The sequence below is a fragment of the Ectopseudomonas composti genome, assembly GCF_900115475.1.
In the GTDB taxonomy this organism is placed as follows: Bacteria; Pseudomonadota; Gammaproteobacteria; order Pseudomonadales; family Pseudomonadaceae; genus Aquipseudomonas; species Aquipseudomonas composti.
The window spans coordinates 77514-96098 of sequence record NZ_FOWP01000007.1; the positions used below are offsets into that span (position 1 = coordinate 77514).

At 63.1% G+C, this 18585-nt stretch carries 20 protein-coding genes; 7 read left to right on the top strand and 13 right to left on the bottom strand.

The annotated features are described in order from the left end of the window. Positions 1-75 precede the first annotated feature (75 nt). Positions 76-519, bottom strand: a complete 444-nt coding sequence (locus tag BM059_RS14430; RefSeq protein ID WP_074939485.1) for a hypothetical protein — start codon at positions 517-519, stop codon at positions 76-78. On the opposite strand from BM059_RS14430, the gene trmL reads away from it, so the two are divergent. After that, positions 518-985 carry a tRNA (uridine(34)/cytosine(34)/5-carboxymethylaminomethyluridine(34)-2'-O)-methyltransferase TrmL gene (gene trmL / locus BM059_RS14435; RefSeq protein WP_037001181.1) on the top strand — a complete coding sequence of 156 codons (468 nt, stop codon included), beginning with the start codon at positions 518-520 and terminating at the stop codon, positions 983-985. The genes BM059_RS14430 and trmL overlap by 2 nt on opposite strands. A 97-nt stretch (positions 986-1082) precedes the next feature. Here trmL and secB read toward each other — a convergent pair whose 3' ends face one another. The 3 genes from secB to BM059_RS14450 are packed head-to-tail and all read right to left on the bottom strand — an operon-like array spanning position 1083 to position 2272. Then, positions 1083-1568 (bottom strand): protein-export chaperone SecB, encoded by a 486-nt coding sequence (secB, locus tag BM059_RS14440; RefSeq protein ID WP_074939487.1) that lies wholly within the window; start codon positions 1566-1568, stop codon positions 1083-1085. Between the two features lie 28 nt (positions 1569-1596). Continuing rightward, the gene (gene grxC / locus BM059_RS14445) at positions 1597-1857 is read right to left on the bottom strand and encodes a glutaredoxin 3 (RefSeq protein ID WP_037002286.1); all 261 of its coding nucleotides are present in this window, start codon (positions 1855-1857) and stop codon (positions 1597-1599) included. A gap of 1 nt (position 1858) precedes the next feature. Beyond that, on the bottom strand, positions 1859-2272 hold the full coding sequence (locus BM059_RS14450) for a rhodanese-like domain-containing protein (RefSeq protein WP_037002284.1): 414 nt from the start codon (positions 2270-2272) through the stop codon (positions 1859-1861). Positions 2273-2419: 147 nt separating this feature from the next. Here BM059_RS14450 and gpmI point away from each other — a divergent pair, with 147 nt between their 5' ends. From gpmI to BM059_RS14465, 3 genes are all read left to right on the top strand, one after another. Next, positions 2420-3952 (top strand): 2,3-bisphosphoglycerate-independent phosphoglycerate mutase, encoded by a 1533-nt coding sequence (gene gpmI / locus BM059_RS14455; protein WP_074939488.1) that lies wholly within the window; start codon positions 2420-2422, stop codon positions 3950-3952. A gap of 201 nt (positions 3953-4153) precedes the next feature. Continuing rightward, entirely contained in the window at positions 4154-5398 is a 1245-nt protein-coding gene (locus BM059_RS14460; protein ID WP_037002279.1) for a murein hydrolase activator EnvC family protein, read from the top strand. 48 nt (positions 5399-5446) lie between these two features. Then, on the top strand, positions 5447-6763 hold the full coding sequence (locus BM059_RS14465; RefSeq protein ID WP_074939490.1) for a S41 family peptidase: 1317 nt from the start codon (positions 5447-5449) through the stop codon (positions 6761-6763). Between the two features lie 170 nt (positions 6764-6933). Here BM059_RS14465 and BM059_RS14470 read toward each other — a convergent pair whose 3' ends face one another. The 9 genes from BM059_RS14470 to BM059_RS14510 form a co-directional block, all read right to left on the bottom strand. Then, positions 6934-7689, bottom strand: coding sequence for a substrate-binding periplasmic protein (locus BM059_RS14470; protein ID WP_074939491.1), 756 nt, complete (start codon positions 7687-7689; stop codon positions 6934-6936). Positions 7690-7823: 134 nt separating this feature from the next. After that, positions 7824-8579 (bottom strand): substrate-binding periplasmic protein, encoded by a 756-nt coding sequence (locus BM059_RS14475; RefSeq protein ID WP_074939493.1) that lies wholly within the window; start codon positions 8577-8579, stop codon positions 7824-7826. An 84-nt stretch (positions 8580-8663) separates the two neighbouring features. Beyond that, a complete protein-coding gene (locus BM059_RS14480; RefSeq protein WP_074939494.1) occupies positions 8664-9398 on the bottom strand; it encodes a substrate-binding periplasmic protein in 735 nt (244 codons plus the stop codon). 212 nt (positions 9399-9610) lie between these two features. Further along, positions 9611-10381, bottom strand: coding sequence for an imidazole glycerol phosphate synthase subunit HisF (gene hisF, locus BM059_RS14485; protein WP_074939496.1), 771 nt, complete (start codon positions 10379-10381; stop codon positions 9611-9613). A gap of 71 nt (positions 10382-10452) precedes the next feature. Beyond that, positions 10453-11190, bottom strand: a complete 738-nt coding sequence (gene hisA / locus BM059_RS14490; protein ID WP_074939497.1) for a 1-(5-phosphoribosyl)-5-[(5-phosphoribosylamino)methylideneamino]imidazole-4-carboxamide isomerase — start codon at positions 11188-11190, stop codon at positions 10453-10455. A gap of 40 nt (positions 11191-11230) precedes the next feature. Continuing rightward, a complete protein-coding gene (locus BM059_RS14495) occupies positions 11231-11485 on the bottom strand; it encodes a DUF2164 domain-containing protein (RefSeq protein WP_037002266.1) in 255 nt (84 codons plus the stop codon). Beyond that, complete coding sequence (gene hisH, locus BM059_RS14500) at positions 11485-12123, bottom strand: imidazole glycerol phosphate synthase subunit HisH (RefSeq protein WP_037002264.1); 639 nt, start codon at positions 12121-12123, stop codon at positions 11485-11487. The genes BM059_RS14495 and hisH overlap by 1 nt, the downstream gene beginning before the upstream one ends. Beyond that, a complete protein-coding gene (gene hisB, locus BM059_RS14505; RefSeq protein WP_037002262.1) occupies positions 12124-12717 on the bottom strand; it encodes an imidazoleglycerol-phosphate dehydratase HisB in 594 nt (197 codons plus the stop codon). Positions 12718-12863: 146 nt separating this feature from the next. After that, a complete protein-coding gene (locus BM059_RS14510; protein WP_037002261.1) occupies positions 12864-14522 on the bottom strand; it encodes an OFA family MFS transporter in 1659 nt (552 codons plus the stop codon). A 374-nt stretch (positions 14523-14896) separates the two neighbouring features. On the opposite strand from BM059_RS14510, the gene BM059_RS14515 reads away from it, so the two are divergent. Genes BM059_RS14515 through BM059_RS14525 form a run of 3 tightly spaced genes read left to right on the top strand, consistent with a single transcriptional unit; the run spans position 14897 to position 18455 of the window. After that, on the top strand, positions 14897-17122 hold the full coding sequence (locus BM059_RS14515) for an AsmA family protein (RefSeq protein ID WP_074939499.1): 2226 nt from the start codon (positions 14897-14899) through the stop codon (positions 17120-17122). Continuing rightward, positions 17119-18186 carry an A/G-specific adenine glycosylase gene (gene mutY / locus BM059_RS14520; RefSeq protein ID WP_074939500.1) on the top strand — a complete coding sequence of 356 codons (1068 nt, stop codon included), beginning with the start codon at positions 17119-17121 and terminating at the stop codon, positions 18184-18186. Before BM059_RS14515 ends, mutY begins: the two co-directional genes overlap by 4 nt. Beyond that, the gene (locus BM059_RS14525; protein ID WP_037002256.1) at positions 18183-18455 is read left to right on the top strand and encodes an oxidative damage protection protein; all 273 of its coding nucleotides are present in this window, start codon (positions 18183-18185) and stop codon (positions 18453-18455) included. Before mutY ends, BM059_RS14525 begins: the two co-directional genes overlap by 4 nt. The last annotated feature ends 130 nt before the right edge of the window (positions 18456-18585 follow it).

An 18585-nucleotide genomic window follows, 5' to 3' on the forward strand; every position in this document is an offset into this window, starting at 1 on the left:
CCGCCGCTCGGCCAACGAGCACGGCGCCGCCCGTTTCGGGGACCTTGGTACAGGCAGGCCGGGGAATCCCCTTCTTTATTTGGGACGCAGTGCCAACCGCGCACGCCAACGTCCATCCACTTGCGCGCCGCGCCACTCCCCGTCCAGCGGACGGGGTGATACCAGCACCAGCAGCAGATCCCGCCCGTCGCGCTCTACACGCCAGTTCACTAGGCCCAACGGCAGCTTGAGCTGGCCATCACGCACTTTCCCGTAGACATCCTCGTAGCGATACACCAGCGCACCGTCGACATGCTCGGCCTGGGCCTGCGGCTCACGGTTGAGCCAGAGCTGCAGGCCTTGCTCCCAGGGCTCGACCGCCTCGATATGCAGGCGCGGCGGATCGAACAGACGACCGAGCATCAGGCCAACGAGGAAGGCAATCAGCATCACCGATGCCATAAAACGCCAGCGTAAACGCGGGCGCGGATCTTCTGGCGGCGTAGAATGGCGCTCGTCCCAGTGCTCGGAGTGCTGCATGTTCCACGTCATCCTCTTTCAACCGGAAATTCCGCCCAATACCGGCAACATTATCAGGCTGTGCGCCAACAGCGGCTGCCAGCTGCACCTGATCGAGCCACTGGGCTTCGAACTGGACGACAAGCGCCTGCGTCGCGCCGGCCTGGATTATCACGAATACGCCACGCTCAAGCGCCATGCCGACCTGCAGAGCTGCCTCGACAGCCTGGGCCAACCGCGCCTGTTCGCCTTCACCACCAAGGGCTCGCAACCATTTCACGAGATCGCCTACCAGCCCGGTGACGCCTTCCTGTTCGGCCCGGAAAGCCGCGGCCTGCCCGAGGAGGTACGCAACGCGCTACCACCAGAGCAACGCGTGCGCCTGCCGATGCGCGCCGGTTGCCGCAGTCTCAACCTCTCCAACACCGTGGCCGTGACGGTTTACGAGGCCTGGCGGCAGAACGGTTTCGCCGATGGTGATCTGTAGGGTGCGCTGTGCGCACCGACCACTCGGCCTGATCATGATCACGCACAACAAAAAAAGCGCCCCGAGGGGCGCTTTTTCATGCAACCGAACCGAGCGCTTAGTGAGCGGTGGTTTCGCCAGCTTGCTGCATGCGCTGCAGCTCCTGGGCGTACAGCGCGTCGAAGTTCACCGGTGACAGCATCAGCGCCGGGAACGAGCCACGGATCACCAGGCTGTCCAGCGCTTCACGGGCATACGGGAACAGGATGTTCGGGCAGAAGGCGCCGAGGGTGTGGCTCATGGAAGCAGCATCCAGGCCCTTGATCAGGAAGATGCCGGCCTGCTGCACTTCAGCGATGAAGGCGACTTCTTCGCCATTCTTCACGGTCACCGACAGGGTCAGCACCACTTCGTGGAAGTCACCTTCCAGGGCCTTCTGGCGGGTGTTCAGATCAAGGCCGACGCTCGGCGTCCACTCCTGGCGGAAGATTTCCGGGCTTTTCGGCGCTTCGAAGGACAGGTCCTTGACGTAGATGCGCTGCAGGGAGAATTGCGGATTCTGCGAATCGTCAGCGGCTGCGCCGCTGTTGGCTTGCTCGGTCATGGCGTTTGCCTTCCTTAACGTTGAGGTTTCAAGCGGGGCTCTGCAGCAGCGCATCGAGCTTGCCAGCGCGCTCCAGGGCATAGAGGTCGTCACAGCCACCCACATGGGTGCTGCCGATCCAGATTTGCGGCACCGAGGTGCGCCCAGCCTTGCGGGTCATCTCCGCGCGGATGGCCGGCTGACCGTCGACGCGAATTTCCTCGAAGTCCACCCCTTTGCTGGCCAACAGTTGCTTGGCACGCATGCAGTAGGGGCACCAGTCGCTGGAGTAGACGACCACACTGGCCATGTCACTTCACCAGCGGCAGGTTGTCGCCACGCCAGGTAGCGATGCCACCGGACAGCTTGGCGGCGGTGAAGCCAGCCTTCTTCAGCTCGCGGGCGATGCTGCCGGCCTGCTGGCCCATGGCGTCGACGACGACGATGGTCTTGGCCTTGTGCTTCTCCAGCTCGGCGATGCGCGCCACCACCTTGTCGTAGGGGATGTGCAGCGAATCGACGATATGGCCAGCGGAGAAGTCCTTCTGCGCACGCACGTCGAGCACCACGCCCTTGTCGCTGTTGACCAGCGCGGTGAGCTCGCGGCTCGACAGGCTCTGCCCGCCCTTGCGCGTTTCGGTGATGATCAGCAACACCAGCAGAACGGCGAACAATCCACTCAGTACATAGTGATTAATGATGAATTCAATCAGGTGAGCGAGCATCTATAGGATCCAGGGCGGTAAAATGCCGGCCAGTATACACAGCCCCACAGGTCGGCCAAACCCCGTCTGGCAGTGACGCGCCAGGCGCTTGGCCCTAAAATGCCGGGCTGTTTCATTGCCCCCTCAGACGCAGAGCGAGCCAGTTCAATGAGTGCCACGCCAAAACCCTTGGTTCTGATCATCCTCGACGGCTTCGGTCACAGCGACAAACCCGAGTACAACGCCATCTACGCCGCCAACACGCCGGTGTACGACCGCCTGCGTGCCACCTACCCGCACGGCCTGATCTCCGGCAGCGGCATGGACGTCGGTTTGCCCGATGGGCAGATGGGCAACTCGGAAGTCGGCCACATGAACCTCGGTGCCGGTCGCGTGGTGTACCAGGACTTCACCCGCGTGACCAAGGCGATCCGTGACGGCGAATTCTTTGACAACACCACCATCAACCGGGCTGTGGACAAGGCCGTGGCTGCCGGCAAAGCCGTGCACATTCTTGGCCTGCTCTCCGATGGCGGCGTACACAGCCATCAGGATCACATCGTCGCCATGGCCGAACTGGCCGCCAAGCGCGGCGCCGAGAAGATCTACCTGCACGCCTTCCTCGATGGCCGCGACACGCCGCCGAAAAGCGCGCAGCCGTCCATCGAGCTGCTCGACGCCGCCTTCGCCCGCCTTGGCAAGGGCCGCATCGCCAGCCTTACTGGCCGCTACTTCGCCATGGACCGCGACAACCGCTGGGACCGCGTCGAGCAGGCCTACCACCTGATCGTCGACGGCGCCGGCCAGTTCAACGCTGCCAACGCCGTCGAAGGTCTGCAGGCTGCCTACGAGCGCGGCGAGAGCGACGAATTCGTCAAGGCCACCACCATCGGCACGCCGGTGCAGGTCGAAGATGGCGACGCCGTGGTGTTCATGAACTTTCGCGCCGACCGTGCCCGCGAGCTGACTCGCGCCTTCGTCGAACCCGGCTTCAAGGAGTTCGCGCGCAAGCGCGCACCGCAGGTCGGCTTCGTCATGCTTACCCAGTACGCGGCGAGCATCCCAGCCCCCAGCGCCTTCGCTCCGGAAGCCCTGACCAACGTGCTCGGCGAATACCTGGCGAAGAACGGCAAAACCCAGCTGCGCATCGCCGAAACCGAGAAATACGCCCACGTCACCTTCTTCTTCTCCGGCGGCCGTGAAGAGCCGTTCGAGGGCGAAGAGCGCATCCTCATCCCCTCGCCGAACGTCGCCACCTACGACCTGCAGCCAGAGATGAGCGCGCCGGAAGTCACCGACAAGATCGTCGATGCCATCGAGAACCAGCGCTACGACGTGATCATCGTCAACTACGCCAACGGCGACATGGTCGGCCACACCGGCGTGTTCGAGGCAGCGGTCAAGGCCGTGGAAACCCTCGACAGCTGTGTCGGCCGCATCGCCGAGGCGCTGGAGAAAGTCGGCGGCGAAGCGCTGATCACCGCCGACCACGGCAACGTCGAGCAAATGGAAGACGAGTGCACCGGCCAGGCGCACACCGCGCACACCTGCGAACCGGTACCGTTCATCTACGTCGGCCAGCGCCCGGCACGCATCCGCGAAGGCGGCGTGCTGGCCGACGTGGCGCCGACGCTGCTCAAGCTGATGGGCCTGCCGCAACCAAGCGAGATGACCGGCAAGACCATCGTCGAGCTGCAATAAGGTGTAGGACGTACCGGGACGCCGGCCGCTCGTAGCGCAGCGAACAGTACGCCATCTCGCGAAAGCCAGATGGCGTACTGCCTTCGGCGAGTACACCCTACAATCTTTCGCTCTCCTTGCAGCTTGTGGCCTGCAGCTTGCCGCTGCTTTTTTAGGCATACTAGGCGCCATCCGCTACCCCTCTCAGGTACCGCCTCGCCCATGCTTCGCATCTTTGCCCTGATTCTGCTCAGCAGCCTGATCGCTCCAGCCATCGCCGATCAGCGCGCCGACACCCAGCGCCAGCTGGAAGCCGCGCGCCAGGACGTCGCCGAGCTGAAGAAGCTGCTGGAGAAACTGCAGTTGGAGAAATCCGGCGTGCAGCAGCAATTGAAGAAGACCGAGACCGAGATGGGTGATCTGGAAGGTCAGGTCAAGGACCTGCAGCGCGAACTCAAGGGCAGCGAGCAGGAAATCCAGCGCCTGGACCAGGAGAAAAAAAAACTCCAGGGCGCGCGCACTGAACAGCAACGGCTGATCGCCATTCAGGCCCGCGCGGCCTATCAGAGTGGTCGCCAGGAATACGTCAAGCTGCTACTCAACCAGCAGAACCCGGAAAAATTCTCACGCACCCTCACCTACTACGACTACCTCAGTCAGGCCCGACTTGAGCAGCTCGCGGCGTTCAACGAAACCCTGCGCCAGTTGGCCAACGTCGAGCAGGAAATCACCAGCCACCAGGCCCAGCTGCAGGCGCAGAAGGCGGGCCTGGACGAACGTCACGCCAAGCTCGCCGAGGCGCGCAAGGAGCGCCAGCAGGCCCTGGCCAAGCTCAACCGCGACTTCAGCACGCGTGATCAGCGGCTCAAGGCGCGCCAGCAGGAGCAGGCCGAACTGGGCCGCGTACTGAAGACCATCGAAGAGACCCTGGCCCGCCAGGCGCGCGAGGCCGAGGAAGCGCGCAAGCGCGAACTCGCCGCCGCACGCGAGGCCCAGACACGAGACCGCGGCCAGCGTCCCGTTGATGGCCCCATGGTCAGCTCTGGCGCGGTCTATGGCGGGCCTTTCGCCAGTGCGCGCGGTAAGCTGCCGTGGCCAGTCGATGGCCGATTGGTAGCACGCTACGGAACCCCTCGCGGCGGCGACGCTCGTACTAAATGGGACGGCGTGCTGATCGGCGCGCCCGCTGGCAGTCAGGTACGCGCCGTGCATGGTGGTCGCGTGGTATTCGCCGACTGGTTGCGTGGCGCTGGTCTGTTGGTCATTCTCGACCATGGCAACGGTTATCTGAGCCTGTATGGCCACAACCAGAACCTGCTCAAGAGTGCCGGAGACGTTGTCAAGGCCGGCGACCCCATCGCCACCGTTGGTAGCAGCGGTGGCCAGGAAACATCGGCACTGTACTTCGCGATTCGCCAGAACGGTCGCCCGAGTGATCCGGCACAGTGGTGCCGCGCGCAGGGATAATCAGGCTTAGAGCCTGGTAGCGCCTCATCCATTTTAGGAGTTGTGTTCATGCCCCATCGCTTTCGCCCCACCTGCCTGGCTCTGGCCCTCGGGCTGCTGCTCGGCGCTCCAGCCCTGCACGCTGCCGAGCCTGCCCCCGCGCCGGCACCGGCGGCAAGCGCCAAGGCCCCTCTGCCGCTGGACGATCTGCGCACCTTCGCCGAGGTGATGGACCGCATCAAGGCCGCTTACGTCGAGCCGGTCAGCGACAAGACCCTGCTGGAAAATGCCATCAAGGGCATGCTCAGCAACCTCGACCCGCACTCGGCCTACCTCGAGCCGGAAGCCTTCGCCGAACTGCAGGAAAGCACCAGCGGTGAATTCGGCGGCCTGGGTATCGAGGTCGGCATGGAAGATGGTTTCGTCAAGGTGGTGTCGCCCATCGACGACACGCCCGCCTCGAAAGCCGGCATCCAGCCCGGCGACCTGATCGTCAAGATCGACGGCCAGCCGACCAAGGGCCTGTCGATGATGGAAGCCGTGGACAAGATGCGCGGCAAGGCCGGTAGCAAGATCGAGCTGACCCTGGTGCGTGACGGCGGTCGCCCGTTCGACCTGACCCTGACCCGCGCCGTGATCAAGGTACGCAGCGTGAAGAGCCAGATGCTCGAAGACGGCTACGGCTATCTGCGCATCTCGCAATTCCAGGTCAACACCGGTGAGGAAGTGGGCAAGGCGCTGACCAAGCTGCGCCAGGAAAACGGCAACAAGAAGCTGCGCGGCCTGGTCATGGACCTGCGCAACAACCCGGGCGGCGTGCTGCAAGCCGCCGTGGAAGTGGCTGACCACTTCCTCAAGAGCGGGCTGATCGTCTACACCGAAGGCCGCCTGGCCAACTCTGAGCTGCGCTTCAACGCCGACCCGGCCGACGCCAGTGAAGGCGTGCCGCTGGTGGTACTGATCAACGGCGGTAGTGCCTCGGCCTCGGAAATCGTCGCTGGCGCCCTGCAGGACCACAAACGTGCAGTGCTGATGGGCACCGACAGCTTCGGCAAAGGCTCGGTACAGACCGTGCTACCGCTGAACAACGACCGCGCGCTGAAGTTGACCACGGCGCTGTACTTCACGCCGAACGGTCGCTCGATCCAGGCTCAGGGCATCGTGCCTGACATCGAGGTGGCACGCGCCAAGCTCACTCGCGAGCAGGACAGCGAAGGCATCAAGGAAGCCGACCTGCAGGGTCACCTGGGCAATGGCAACGGCGGCGCCGACCGCCCGAGCAAGGCTGCCCAGGCGACACGTACCGAACGCCCGCAAGACGACGACTACCAACTGAGCCAGGCGCTAAACCTGCTCAAGGGCCTGAGCGTCACACGCGGCAACTGAGGCGAGCAAGCCACACGAAAAAGCCCGGACAACTGTCCGGGCTTTTTCTTGGCAACGCGTTTTGTGGCGACCTCACACCCGTAGGGTGCGCCGTGCGCTCCAGCTGTATCGCTGGCGCCAATATCGGTGCGCAAGGCCTGGGCGACCCCGCGTACACCTACCAGTTTGGATTACAGGTAGTTCTCGGTAATGTCGTCGATGAAACCGTCGGCACGCATCTCATCCAGTGCCTTCTGCAGACGCTCGACCACTTCGTCCGGGGTGTCCTTGTTCAGCGCCAGGTACAGTTCGGCATCGTTGAAACGCAGCACGGTGTTGAGGCCACTGACGTCTTCCTGCTTGGCCAGGTAGCGACCGACCGGGTCAGTGGTGGCCCACAGGTCGATCTGCCCGCGCACCAGCTTCTTCACATTTTCCTGATCACGCAGAGCGTTGATCGGCGCCAGGCCCTGGCTTTCCAGGTGCTGGCTGACCGCATCGTTCTTGTACGCGCCAACGCGGTACTTGGCAGAGTCCTTGAGGCTCGACACCTTGATGTCGTTACCCGGCGCCGCGAGCAGCACCCAGCCGGTCTTGGCCAGCGGGCCGACCCATTTGAATAGCGGCTTGCGCTCTTCGGTATAGGTGGTGGAGAACAGCCCGTAGTTGGGTTTGTCCAGCGTCAGGCGATACAGGCGATCCCAGGGAAAGCGCAGGGTCAGGGTGTAGCCGATACCGGCACGCTTGAACATCTCACGCACGATGTCGGCACTGATGCCGTCGATGCCGTCGTCACGGGCGAAGTTCTTGTCGTCCACCGCCATGTTGAAAGGCGGGAAATTCTCGGTCAGCAGCACCACCTTGTAATCCTGTGGCAACTCCGCGTGGGCGGAACCGCAGAGCATGAACAAGGCGACAAACAGGCTTTTCTTCAGAGTATTCAGCATAAGACGTACCGCTCGCATGATTTGTGGTTATGGCTAGCGACATCCTTGCATGGGCCCGAGCCCGGTCATTGGCACTCAGTGGCTCCGCCATCCATGGCATGCGAACGGCTTGTGACCGGTCGCGTGTTCGGTGCTTACAGGTAGCTGTTCAGAGTCTTCTCGACGAAGCCTTCGGCGCGCATCTGATCCAGCGCTGCCTGCAGCTTGGCGACGATCTCGTCAGGCATTTCCTTGTTCAATGCCAGGTACAGCTCGGCACTGTCGAAGCGTAAAACGTTCTTCAGCCCGGAGATGCCTTCCTGCTTGGCCAGGTAGCGACCGGCCGGATCGCCCGTGGCCCAGAGGTCGATCTGTCCGGCCATCAGCTTGCGTGCATTTTCCTGGTCACGCAGCGACGTGCTGTGCTCCACGCCCTTGTCGGTCAGGTATTCGGAGATGGCATCGCCCTTGTAGGCGCCGATGCGATAGGACCTGGCCTCATCCAGGCTGGCCAGGTTGATCGGGCTGTCGCCCTGAGCCAGCAGCACCCAATCATCCGGGCCGATGGGGCCGACCCACTTGAACAGTTGTTCGCGCTCCGGCAGGCGCGCGGTAACGAACACGCCATAGCCCGGTTTTTCCAGGGCCAGCTTATAGATGCGATCCCAGGGGAAGCGCAGAGTCAGGTTGTACTTGACCCCGGCGCGCTTGAACATTTCCTTGACGATATCCACGGCGATGCCGTTGATGTTGTCTTCGTGGGCGAAGTTCTTGCCATTGATCGCCATGTTGTATGGCGGGAAGTTCTCGGTGAGCAGGACCACATTGTAGTTCGGGTCCACTTCAGCGCGCGCGGCACTGGCCAGCACCACAAGGGTGCCGCCCAGCGCGATCAGCAGGCGTTTGAACATGGCGTTTCTCTTTCTATTAAAAGGCAGACCGCATCAGAATAACCGCCATGCCCTCCCCGGCCCAGCGATTACTGGCAGTGTGCCTCAGTAGCGCGCCTCGATGCTCTTCAACGCACCCTCGGCCCGCAGCGAGTCCAATGCACGCTGCAACTTCTGCACCAGCTCATCCGGGGTTTGCAGGTTGAGCGCCAGGTACAGGTCGGCCTTGTGCAGGTGCTGCACCACCTTGAGGTTTTCCATGCCCTCCTGACGCGCGACGAAACGCCCCGCCTGGTCCGACGTGACCCACAGATCGATCTGTCCGCGCTCCAGCTTGCGCACGTTCTCGGTATCGCGCAGCGCCGTCTGCACTTCTATGCCCTTGTCCAGCAGGAACTGGGTCTTGGCATCGCCCTTGTAACCGCCAATACGATAACGCCGTGCATCCTCCAGCGCGCCCAACTGGATGGCGCTGTCGCCCTTGGCGAACAGCACCCAGTCGTTGCTGGCGATCGGGCCAACCCACTTGAACAGCTTCTCGCGCTCAGACGTGCGCGCCGTGGAGAACAGACCATAGCCAGCATCGTCCAGGGTCTGCTGGTACACGCGCTGCCAGGGAAAGCGCAGGATCAGTTGGCAATCGACCTCAGCTCGCTCGCAGACCGCGCGCAGGATATCGGCACTGATACCGGTGACGTTGTCGTCGCGTGCGAAGTTGTTGCCACTGGCCGACATGTTGAAGGGCGGCAGGTTCTCGGTCAGCAGCACCAGCGGTTCTGCACGCGCGAGACTGAGGCCACATGACAGGGCGAGGATGGTCACGAATCGAAGAAGGAACATGAAGACTCCGTGTCGAAAATGCTCGGCAAAAGATGACCCTCCGCAATCGCGGGGAGCAAGGATTCAGGGATATGCAGGTAATGCTAGCGGGATCGCTGGCACTTTGCCGTCGACTCGCCCGCAGCTTTGAGCGAAAGCAGCGTCATCCGGGCGGTTCAGGCGACTGGCAGGGCCGCTCAGAGCCGCCTGTGCGGCCCGAGCGACGCGACCGCTCAGCGCACCACGATGCCGCGACTGGCCAGGTAGGCCTTGGCTTCCGGCACGGTGTATTCACCGAAGTGGAAGATGCTCGCGGCCAGCACGGCATCAGCCTTGCCTTCGAGGATGCCGTCGGCCAGGTGCTGCAGGTTGCCGACGCCACCGGAGGCGATCACCGGCACGCGTACGGCCTCGCTGATGGCGCGGGTCACACCGAGGTCGTAGCCGCTCTTCACACCATCCTGATCCATGCTGGTGAGCAGGATCTCGCCCGCGCCCAGGTCTTGCATCTTGCGCGCCCACTCCACGGCATCCAGGCCGGTCGGCTTGCGCCCACCATGAGTAAAGATTTCCCAGCGACCCGGCTCGCCCGGCGCCGACACACGCTTGGCGTCGATGGCAACGACGATGCACTGCGAACCGAAGCGCGCCGCAGCTTCGCCGACGAAATCGGGGTTGAACACGGCGGCGGTGTTGATCGAGACCTTGTCGGCACCGGCATTGAGCAGATTGCGAATGTCCTGCACGGTGCGCACGCCGCCACCGACGGTCAGCGGGATGAACACCTGGCTGGCCATGCGCTCGACGGTGTGCAGGGTGGTGTCACGGCCATCGACGCTGGCGGTGATGTCGAGGAAGGTGATCTCGTCGGCACCCTGCTCATCGTAGCGACGCGCGATCTCCACCGGATCGCCGGCATCGCGGATGTTCTCGAACTTGACGCCCTTGACCACGCGGCCGTTGTCCACGTCGAGGCAAGGAATAATGCGTTTGGCCAGTGCCATGTCGACTCTCTCGTAGGGTGCGCCGCGCGCACCGATAAACCGTCAGCGGTGCGCACCGCGCACCCTACCCATTAACCCTTGAAGCTGTCGCAGAATGCCTGCGCTTCAGCCACGTCCAGGGTGCCTTCGTAAATGGCACGACCGGTGATGGCGCCGATGATGCCGGGCGAGCGTGCCAGCAGCAGCTTCTCGATGTCACCGAGGTTATGGATACCGCCGGAAGCGATCACCGGGATGCGGCTGGCGGCAGCCAGCGCGGCGGTGGCTTCGACGTTGCAGCCCTGCATCATGCCGTCTTTGGCGATGTCGGTATAAACGATGGCGGACACACCGTCAGCCTCGAAACGCTTGGCCAGGTCGGTGGCCTGCACGCTGGACACTTCAGCCCAGCCGTCGGTGGCGACGAAACCGTCCTTGGCATCCAGGCCGACGATCACCTTGCCTGGGAAGGCCTTGCACGCTTGCGTGACGAACTCGGGTTCTTTCACGGCCTTGGTGCCGATGATCACGTAGCTGACGCCGGCGCGCACGTAGTGCTCGATGGTCTCCAGGGTACGGATGCCACCACCAATCTGGATCGGCAGGTTCGGGTAACGCTTGGCGATGGCGGTGACCACCTCGCCATTGACCGGCTGGCCCTCGAAGGCGCCATTGAGGTCGACCAGGTGCAGGCGACGGCAACCGCCCTCGACCCACTTGGCGGCCATGCTTACCGGGTCATCGGAGAACACCGTGGAGTCTTCCATACGGCCCTGGCGCAGACGCACGCAGGCGCCGTCCTTGAGATCGATAGCGGGGATAATCAGCATCGGTTGAACCTGCTCAAGTCTTGAAAACGAAAAAGAAGGGTCAGCTCTTTTCGAGCGCCCAAAGGTCACTCTCGATGCTGTCGAACCTGTCTTTCAGGTGCGCCTGCACATCGAGAATCGCCTTGTTGTAATAGTGCGGCGCCAGCTCGCGGGTGATCAGGTCGAGCACTTCCTGCACCTCGAAGGTGCCCAGTTGCAGCTCGAAACGCTCATCGAGAAAGCGTTGCAGCATCAGCAGCGCGGCCTGCTCCTGAGCAGGCTCGAGCGCGAGGCTGGGAACCTTGGCGCGAGCCATTACCAGCGGCCATCCCAGGCGATGAAGTTCTGCAGCAGCTGCAGGCCATGGGTATGGCTCTTCTCCGGGTGGAACTGCACGGCGAAGCGCGAGCCCTCGGCCAGCGCAGCGGCGAAGTCCTTGCCGTAATGACCACGACCGACCACCTGCTGCGGCTTGCCGGCCTCGATGTAGTAGCTGTGCACGAAGTAGAAGCGCGCATCGTCCGGAATGTCGTGCCACAACGGGTGCTTGACCGCCTGGCTGACCTGGTTCCAGCCCATGTGCGGCACCTTCAGACGCTCGCCATCCTCGGCCAGATCCTTGCCGAAGAAGCGCACCTGGCCAGGGAACAAGCCGATGCAATCGACGCCATCGTTCTCTTCACTGCGTTCGAGCAGTGCCTGCATACCGACGCAGATGCCGAGAAACGGACGGTCGGCGCTGACTTCACGCACCAGCTCGTCGAAGCCCAGGCGCTTGATCTCGGCCATACAGTCGCGAATCGCACCGACGCCGGGGAACACCACGCGATCGGCTTCGCGGATCACCTTGGCGTCGCTGGTCACCAGCACACGGCCAGCACCCACGTGTTCCAGCGCCTTGGCCACCGAGTGCAGGTTGCCCATGCCATAGTCGATTACGGCTACCGTCTGCATTTACAGGCAGCCCTTGGTCGACGGCATCTGCCCGGCCATGCGCGGGTCCAGCTCCACGGCCATGCGCAGCGCGCGGCCGAAGGCTTTGAACACGGTTTCGATCTGGTGGTGGGTGTTGTGCCCACGCAGGTTGTCGATGTGCAGGCTGACCAGCGCGTGGTTGACGAAGCCCTGGAAGAACTCCTGGAACAGGTCGACATCGAAGCCACCGACCACCGCACGGGTGAACGGCACGTGCATCTGCAAGCCTGGACGACCGGAGAAGTCGATCACCACGCGCGACAGCGCTTCGTCCAGCGGCACGTAGGAATGGCCGTAACGGGTCATGCCCTTCTTGTCGCCAATGGCCTTGGTGAAGGCCTGGCCGAGGGTGATGCCGACGTCCTCGACGGTGTGGTGGTCGTCGATATGCAGATCACCCTTGCACTCGATATCGAGATCGATCAGACCATGACGGGCGATCTGGTCGAGCATGTGCTCGAGAAAAGGCACGCCAATATCAAACTTGGCCTTACCGGTGCCATCCAGGTTGATCGAGACCTTGACCTGGGTCTCCAGGGTGTTGCGCTCGACGAATGCCGTACGTTCGGCCATCACCAGCTCCACGGATTACTAACGGAAAAAGGCCAGCATTATAGGCGTGCCGAGGCGGCAACGGCTACCGGCGATGGTCGGACGGGCAGAAACGGAAAAGCCCGCTCAGGCGCCAGGCCTGAGCGGGCTTTTCAAGAAGCACGACGTTACTGGAATAGCACGACGGTCTTCTGCAGGGTGATCCACACACCCCAGGCCAGCGGAATACCCACCACCAGCCAGGCGGCGACTGCCACAGGCTTGCTCGACGGATCAGCCGACCACTCCAGCTCACTCGCGGCCGGCGCCGACTTCTCGCCATGGGCACGCTCGGCGGCCAGCTCGGCCTCGGTCATGAAGTACTTCGGCGCCACCGGACGCACCAGGGCGTTGCAGATGAAACCCAGCACCAGCAGGCCGGCGAGGATGTACAGCGTGATGTCGTAGGCGGCGGCCTTCTCCACACCGATGCTCAACTGATACTCACGCAGGTAGTTGACCAGCACCGGGCCGAGCACACCAGCGACCGCCCAGGCGGTCAGCAGGCGACCGTGGATCGCACCGACCATCTGCGTACCGAACAGGTCGGCCAGGTAGGCCGGCACGGTGGCGAAACCGCCGCCATACATCGACAGGATGATGCAGAACGCCAGCACGAACAGCGCCAGGCTGCCCAGATGGCCGAGCATCGGTACCGAGGCGTAAAGCGCGAAGCCCAGACCGAAGAACACGAAGTAGGTGCCCTTGCGACCGATGAAGTCCGAGCAGGAGGCCCAGAAGAAACGGCCACCGATGTTGAACAGACTGAGCAGGCCGGTGAAGCCGGCGGCAATGGCAGCAATCTCGGCCAGTTGCGTAGCACTCAGCTCGTTGAACGACAGGTCGACACCGATCAGCTTGCCGGCGAAGACTTCCTGCAGCAGTGGCGACGCCATGCCGATGATGCCGATACCAGCCGACACGTTCAGGCACAGTACGGCCCAGACCAGCCAGAACTGCGGGGTCTTCCACGCGGTATTAACGTGTACGTGGCCCTTGGTGATCATCGCGTTGTTGGCCTTGGCTGCCGGAGCGGTCCAGCCTGCTGGTTTCCAGCCAGTCGGCGGTACGCGGTAGGACAGTGCGCCACCCATCATGAAGATGAAGTAGATCACCGCCATGACCACGAAGCTCTGCCACACGCCCACACCTTCAGCCGACGCGAAGTGGTTCATCAGTATCGCCGCCAGCGGCGCACCGACCATCGCACCACCGCCGAAGCCCATGATCGCCATGCCGGTAGCCATGCCGCGCTTGTCCGGGAACCACTTGATCAAGGTCGATACCGGCGAGATGTAGCCCAGGCCGAGACCGATACCACCGATCACCCCCGAGCCCAGCCACAGCAGCCAGATCTGGTGGGTATAGATACCCAGCGCGGAAATCAGCAGACCGCCGCACCAGCACAGCGCGGAAACTACGCCAGCCTTGCGCGGGCCGGCATGTTCCAGCCAGCCACCCCAGATGGCGGCCGAGCAGCCGAGGAAAACGAAGAACAGGGTGTAGATCCAGCCGAGCATGGAAATCTGCCAGTCGCAGTTGCTGGCGAAGATCTGCTCGAAGAAACCCATTTCCGGGGCACAGGCAGTGGCTGCAGTAATACCGACAGCCTTGGACAGCGGCAGCCAGAATACCGAGAAGCCATAGGCCATGCCGATACACAGGTGAATAGCGAGAGCGGCTGGCGGAACCAGCCAACGGTTGAAGCCGGGGCGCGCGATGATGCGTTCCTTGGAAAGGAATGCAGGCTTCGCCGCAACACCGTCCAATGCAAAGGCGTCAGTCATAGGTGTGTTCTCTTCTTATGGTTACGAGCAAGCAAAGGCGACCGCATCAGCTCGCCAAGGCAAAAGCTTGCGGAGAGTAGCACCAAGGCGCGACAAATCGCCGCGCCAGAAGTCATTTTTTATCAACTTATGCAGATTTTTTGCTTTTCCCGCAAAAAACCAAAAGAGCCTATCTATTGCGTGATAGATAGCATCGATACAGCGGCCGATTTGCCGCACTCCACACTCCAGGGAACCGCTCGAACCCTTTCCGATCCAAGCTCGAGTCGATCCCCGTTCATAGCCCTTACCGCGACCGGGCATGGCGGCATGACGCTATAATCGGCAATCTTCTGCACCCCGCCATTCCAGCTCTCGAAACCAAGGACCCGTCCATGAAAGCGTTAGGCAAGATCCTGGGCCTTTTCTTTCTCGGCTTGCTGCTGATCGTAGTGGCGCTGCTGTTCGCCCTGACTCACCTGTTCGACCCCAACGACTACAAGGACGAGATTCGCCAGATCGCCCACGACAAGGCCAATCTCGACCTGCAGCTCAAGGGCGATATCGGCTGGAGTCTGTTTCCCTGGCTGGGCCTGGAGCTGACCGACGCCACCCTGGCCAGCGCCGATACGCCGGACAAGCCCTTCGCCGACCTGCGCATGATTGGCCTGTCGGTACGTGTGCTGCCGCTGCTGCGCAAGGAAGTGCAGATGAGCGATATCCGCGTCGACGGCCTCAACCTCAACCTGCAGCGCGACGACAAAGGCCATGGCAACTGGGAAGGCATCGGCCGCCCCGCCCAGGCCAGCGCGCCACAGCAAACGCCCAGCGAGCCGGCAGCGAGCGAAACCACGCCACCCAGCCAGCCGAGTGAAAAACCCGCCAGCCAGCCGCTGAAACTGGACATCGACAGCCTGACCCTGAGCAACTCGCGGGTCGACTACAGCGACGCGCAGAAAGGCCAGCAATTCACCGTCGAGAACATCGAGCTGAAAACCGGCGCGATTCGCGAAGGTGCCAGCATCCCGGTCAAATTCAGCGCGTTCTTCGGTACCAACCAGCCGGTGCTGCGCGCGCGCAGCGAAGTGGAAGGCCAGCTGCGCTTCGACCGCGCCCTCAAGCGCTATCAGTTCGAAGACCTGAAACTGGCTGGTGAAGCGTCGGGTGAGCCACTCAAAGGCAAGACCCTCACCTTCTCGGCCCAGGGCCAGCTGCTGCTCGACCAGGCAGCCAACATCGCCGAGTGGAACGGCCTCAAGCTGTCCGCCAACCAGTTGCGCGCCCTTGGCGAAATCAAGGCCCGCGAGCTGGACAAGGACGCCAAGATATCCGGCGGGCTGTCCATCGCCTCGCTCAACCTGCGTGAATTCCTCGAAGGTGTCGGCGTCGAGCTACCGGCCATGCAGGCCAGCGATAGCCTCAGCCAGTTCGAGCTGGTCAGCCGCCTGAATGGCTCGAGCAAGGGCATGATGTTCGAAGAGCTCAACCTCAAGCTCGACGGCAGCACCTTCACCGGCAACCTCGGCGTGGCTGACTTCGCCAAGCAGGCGCTGCGTGCCGACCTCAAGGGCGACAAGTTCGACCTCGACCGCTACCTGCCGCCGAAGGCCAAGAACGGCGCCACCGCCGCGCGCAAGGCCGAAGTCAAGGAGAGCATCGCCGGCGCCGGCAAGGACGGCACCACAGCGCTGCCCAATGCACCGACCCAGCAGGCCTGGAGCAACGAGAAAGTGCTGCCGGTGGATCAGTTGCGCAAACTCGACCTGCAACTGGCGCTCAGCCTCGGCCAGCTTACCTACGACAAGCAGCCCTTCACCGACGTCAACTTCAAGGCCAATGGCCGAGGTGGCCTGATCACCCTGGAGGAAGCACGCGGCAAAATGCAGGGCGGCAGTTTCGTCGGCAGCGGGCGCATCGACGTGCGCCAGGCCGAACCGATGCTCAGCATGGAGAAACGCCTGGGCCGCATACCGCTGGAGCCGCTGCTGAAGAAGGACGATCAGCCTTCGCCGATCAAGGGTCTGCTCGACCTCGATGCCAAGTTCAACACCCGCGGCAACAGCCAGAAGGAGTGGGTCGAGGCGCTCAATGGCAACGCCAGCTTCGTCCTCAACGACGGCGTGCTGGTCGACGCCAACCTGGAGCAGCAGTTGTGCCGCGGCATCGCCACCCTCAACCGCAAGGCGCTGAGCAACCCGCCTACCGGCAAGGACACGCCCTTCCGCGAACTCAAGGGCAGCCTCAGCGTGCGCGACGGCGTCGCCCACAACCCGGACCTCAAGGCCCAGGTACCGGGCCTTGCAGTCAGCGGTAACGGCGACCTCGATCTGCGTGTGCTGGGCCTAGACTACAAGGTCGGCATCACCATCGAAGGTGACAACCGCGAAATGCCCGACCCAGCCTGCCAGGTCAACGAGCGCTATGTCGGCATCGAATGGCCGCTGCGCTGCCGTGGTCCGCTGGAGCTGGGCGCTAAGGCCTGCCGCCTGGATCAGGACGGCCTGGGCAAGATCGCCGCACGCCTGGCCGGCAACAAGCTGACCGAGAAACTGGAAGAGAAACTCGGCGACAAGGTCAGCCCGGATCTGAAAGACGCACTCAAGGGCCTGTTCAACCGATGAGCCCCGAGCAGTTCAACGGCGCCGTGCTGGCCTGGTACGACCAGCACGGCCGCAAGGATCTGCCCTGGCAGCAGAACATCACCCCGTATCGCGTCTGGGTCTCGGAAATCATGCTGCAGCAGACCCAGGTCAGCACCGTGCTCGGCTATTTCGACCGCTTCATGGCCGCCTTGCCGACCGTGAAAGATCTGGCCGAAGCACCCGAGGATGAAGTGCTGCACCTGTGGACGGGCCTGGGCTACTACACCCGCGCGCGCAACCTGCAGAAGACCGCGCAGATCGTCATGCGCGAGCATGGCGGCGAGTTTCCCCGCAGCGTCGACGCGCTCAGCGACCTGCCCGGCATCGGCCGCTCCACCGCCGGCGCCATCGCCAGCCTGAGCATGGGCGTACGCGCACCGATTCTCGACGGCAACGTCAAGCGCGTACTGGCGCGCTACGTGGCGCAGGAGGGGTATCCGGGCGAACCGAAAGTGGCCAAACAGCTGTGGGACGTGGCCGAGCGCCTCACCCCGCACGAACGGGTCAACCACTACACCCAGGCGATGATGGACCTCGGTGCCACCCTCTGCACCCGCAGCAAACCCACCTGCCTGCTGTGCCCGGTGCGCAGCGGCTGCCAGGCGCATCTGCTCGGCCTGGAAATCCGCTACCCGGTCTCCAAGCCGCGCAAGGCGCTGCCACAGAAACGCACGCTGATGCCGCTGCTGGTCAACGAGGCAGGCGACATCCTGCTCTATCGCCGCCCCTCGACCGGGCTGTGGGGTGGACTGTGGAGCCTGCCGGAGCTGGACGACCTCGATCAGCTCGCAGACCTCGGCCAGCAGCAACAGCTCGAACTCGGCGAACGCCGCGAACTGGAAGGCCTGACCCACACCTTCAGCCACTTCCAGCTGGCCATCGAACCCTGGCTGATCGAGGCAACCGAACAGCCGGGCCGCATGGCCGAGGCCGACTGGCTCTGGTATAACCTCGCCACCCCGCCGCGCCTGGGCCTCGCCGCCCCGGTGAAGAAGCTGCTGAAACGCGCGGCGCAAGTCATTACCGCTGGAGAACCGACATGACCCGCACCGTGCTGTGCCGCAAACACAAACAGGAACTGCCCGGCCTGGATCGCGCGCCCTACCCCGGCCCCAAAGGCGAAGACATCTTCGCCAACGTCTCCAAGCAGGCCTGGGACGAGTGGCAGAAGCACCAGACCATGCTGATCAACGAGCGTCGCCTGAACATGATGAACGCCGAAGATCGCAAGTTCCTCCAGGCCGAGATGGACAAATTCCTTTCCGGCGAGGAATACGCCCAGGCCGAAGGCTACGTACCGCCAAGCGAATAAGACTGCTTGCGGGAGGGGCTTTAGCCGCGACGGTGGCTGGTAACCCTGCATACCAGCTACCAAGACGCTCGAGCGCGGTGCGCACGGCGCACCCTACCCGTCACGAACCTAAGCGCCCGAAATAATTAAA

What these genes read in the sequence shown, in the direction of transcription:
- BM059_RS14465 (WP_074939490.1), top strand. Translation starts at nt 5,447, where the DNA reads ATGCCCCATCGCTTTCGCCCCACCTGCCTGGCTCTGGCCCTCGGGCTG.
- BM059_RS14525 (WP_037002256.1), top strand. Translation starts at nt 18,183, where the DNA reads ATGACCCGCACCGTGCTGTGCCGCAAACACAAACAGGAACTGCCCGGC.
- hisB (WP_037002262.1), bottom strand. Translation starts at nt 12,717, where the DNA reads ATGGCCGAACGTACGGCATTCGTCGAGCGCAACACCCTGGAGACCCAG.
- hisF (WP_074939496.1), bottom strand. Translation starts at nt 10,381, where the DNA reads ATGGCACTGGCCAAACGCATTATTCCTTGCCTCGACGTGGACAACGGC.
- BM059_RS14510 (WP_037002261.1), bottom strand. Translation starts at nt 14,522, where the DNA reads ATGACTGACGCCTTTGCATTGGACGGTGTTGCGGCGAAGCCTGCATTC.
- BM059_RS14495 (WP_037002266.1), bottom strand. Translation starts at nt 11,485, where the DNA reads ATGGCTCGCGCCAAGGTTCCCAGCCTCGCGCTCGAGCCTGCTCAGGAG.
- BM059_RS14475 (WP_074939493.1), bottom strand. Translation starts at nt 8,579, where the DNA reads ATGTTCAAACGCCTGCTGATCGCGCTGGGCGGCACCCTTGTGGTGCTG.
- BM059_RS14515 (WP_074939499.1), top strand. Translation starts at nt 14,897, where the DNA reads ATGAAAGCGTTAGGCAAGATCCTGGGCCTTTTCTTTCTCGGCTTGCTG.
- BM059_RS14430 (WP_074939485.1), bottom strand. Translation starts at nt 519, where the DNA reads ATGCAGCACTCCGAGCACTGGGACGAGCGCCATTCTACGCCGCCAGAA.
- trmL (WP_037001181.1), top strand. Translation starts at nt 518, where the DNA reads ATGTTCCACGTCATCCTCTTTCAACCGGAAATTCCGCCCAATACCGGC.
- secB (WP_074939487.1), bottom strand. Translation starts at nt 1,568, where the DNA reads ATGACCGAGCAAGCCAACAGCGGCGCAGCCGCTGACGATTCGCAGAAT.
- hisH (WP_037002264.1), bottom strand. Translation starts at nt 12,123, where the DNA reads ATGCAGACGGTAGCCGTAATCGACTATGGCATGGGCAACCTGCACTCG.
- BM059_RS14450 (WP_037002284.1), bottom strand. Translation starts at nt 2,272, where the DNA reads ATGCTCGCTCACCTGATTGAATTCATCATTAATCACTATGTACTGAGT.
- grxC (WP_037002286.1), bottom strand. Translation starts at nt 1,857, where the DNA reads ATGGCCAGTGTGGTCGTCTACTCCAGCGACTGGTGCCCCTACTGCATG.
- mutY (WP_074939500.1), top strand. Translation starts at nt 17,119, where the DNA reads ATGAGCCCCGAGCAGTTCAACGGCGCCGTGCTGGCCTGGTACGACCAG.
- hisA (WP_074939497.1), bottom strand. Translation starts at nt 11,190, where the DNA reads ATGCTGATTATCCCCGCTATCGATCTCAAGGACGGCGCCTGCGTGCGT.
- gpmI (WP_074939488.1), top strand. Translation starts at nt 2,420, where the DNA reads ATGAGTGCCACGCCAAAACCCTTGGTTCTGATCATCCTCGACGGCTTC.
- BM059_RS14480 (WP_074939494.1), bottom strand. Translation starts at nt 9,398, where the DNA reads ATGTTCCTTCTTCGATTCGTGACCATCCTCGCCCTGTCATGTGGCCTC.
- BM059_RS14470 (WP_074939491.1), bottom strand. Translation starts at nt 7,689, where the DNA reads ATGCTGAATACTCTGAAGAAAAGCCTGTTTGTCGCCTTGTTCATGCTC.
- BM059_RS14460 (WP_037002279.1), top strand. Translation starts at nt 4,154, where the DNA reads ATGCTTCGCATCTTTGCCCTGATTCTGCTCAGCAGCCTGATCGCTCCA.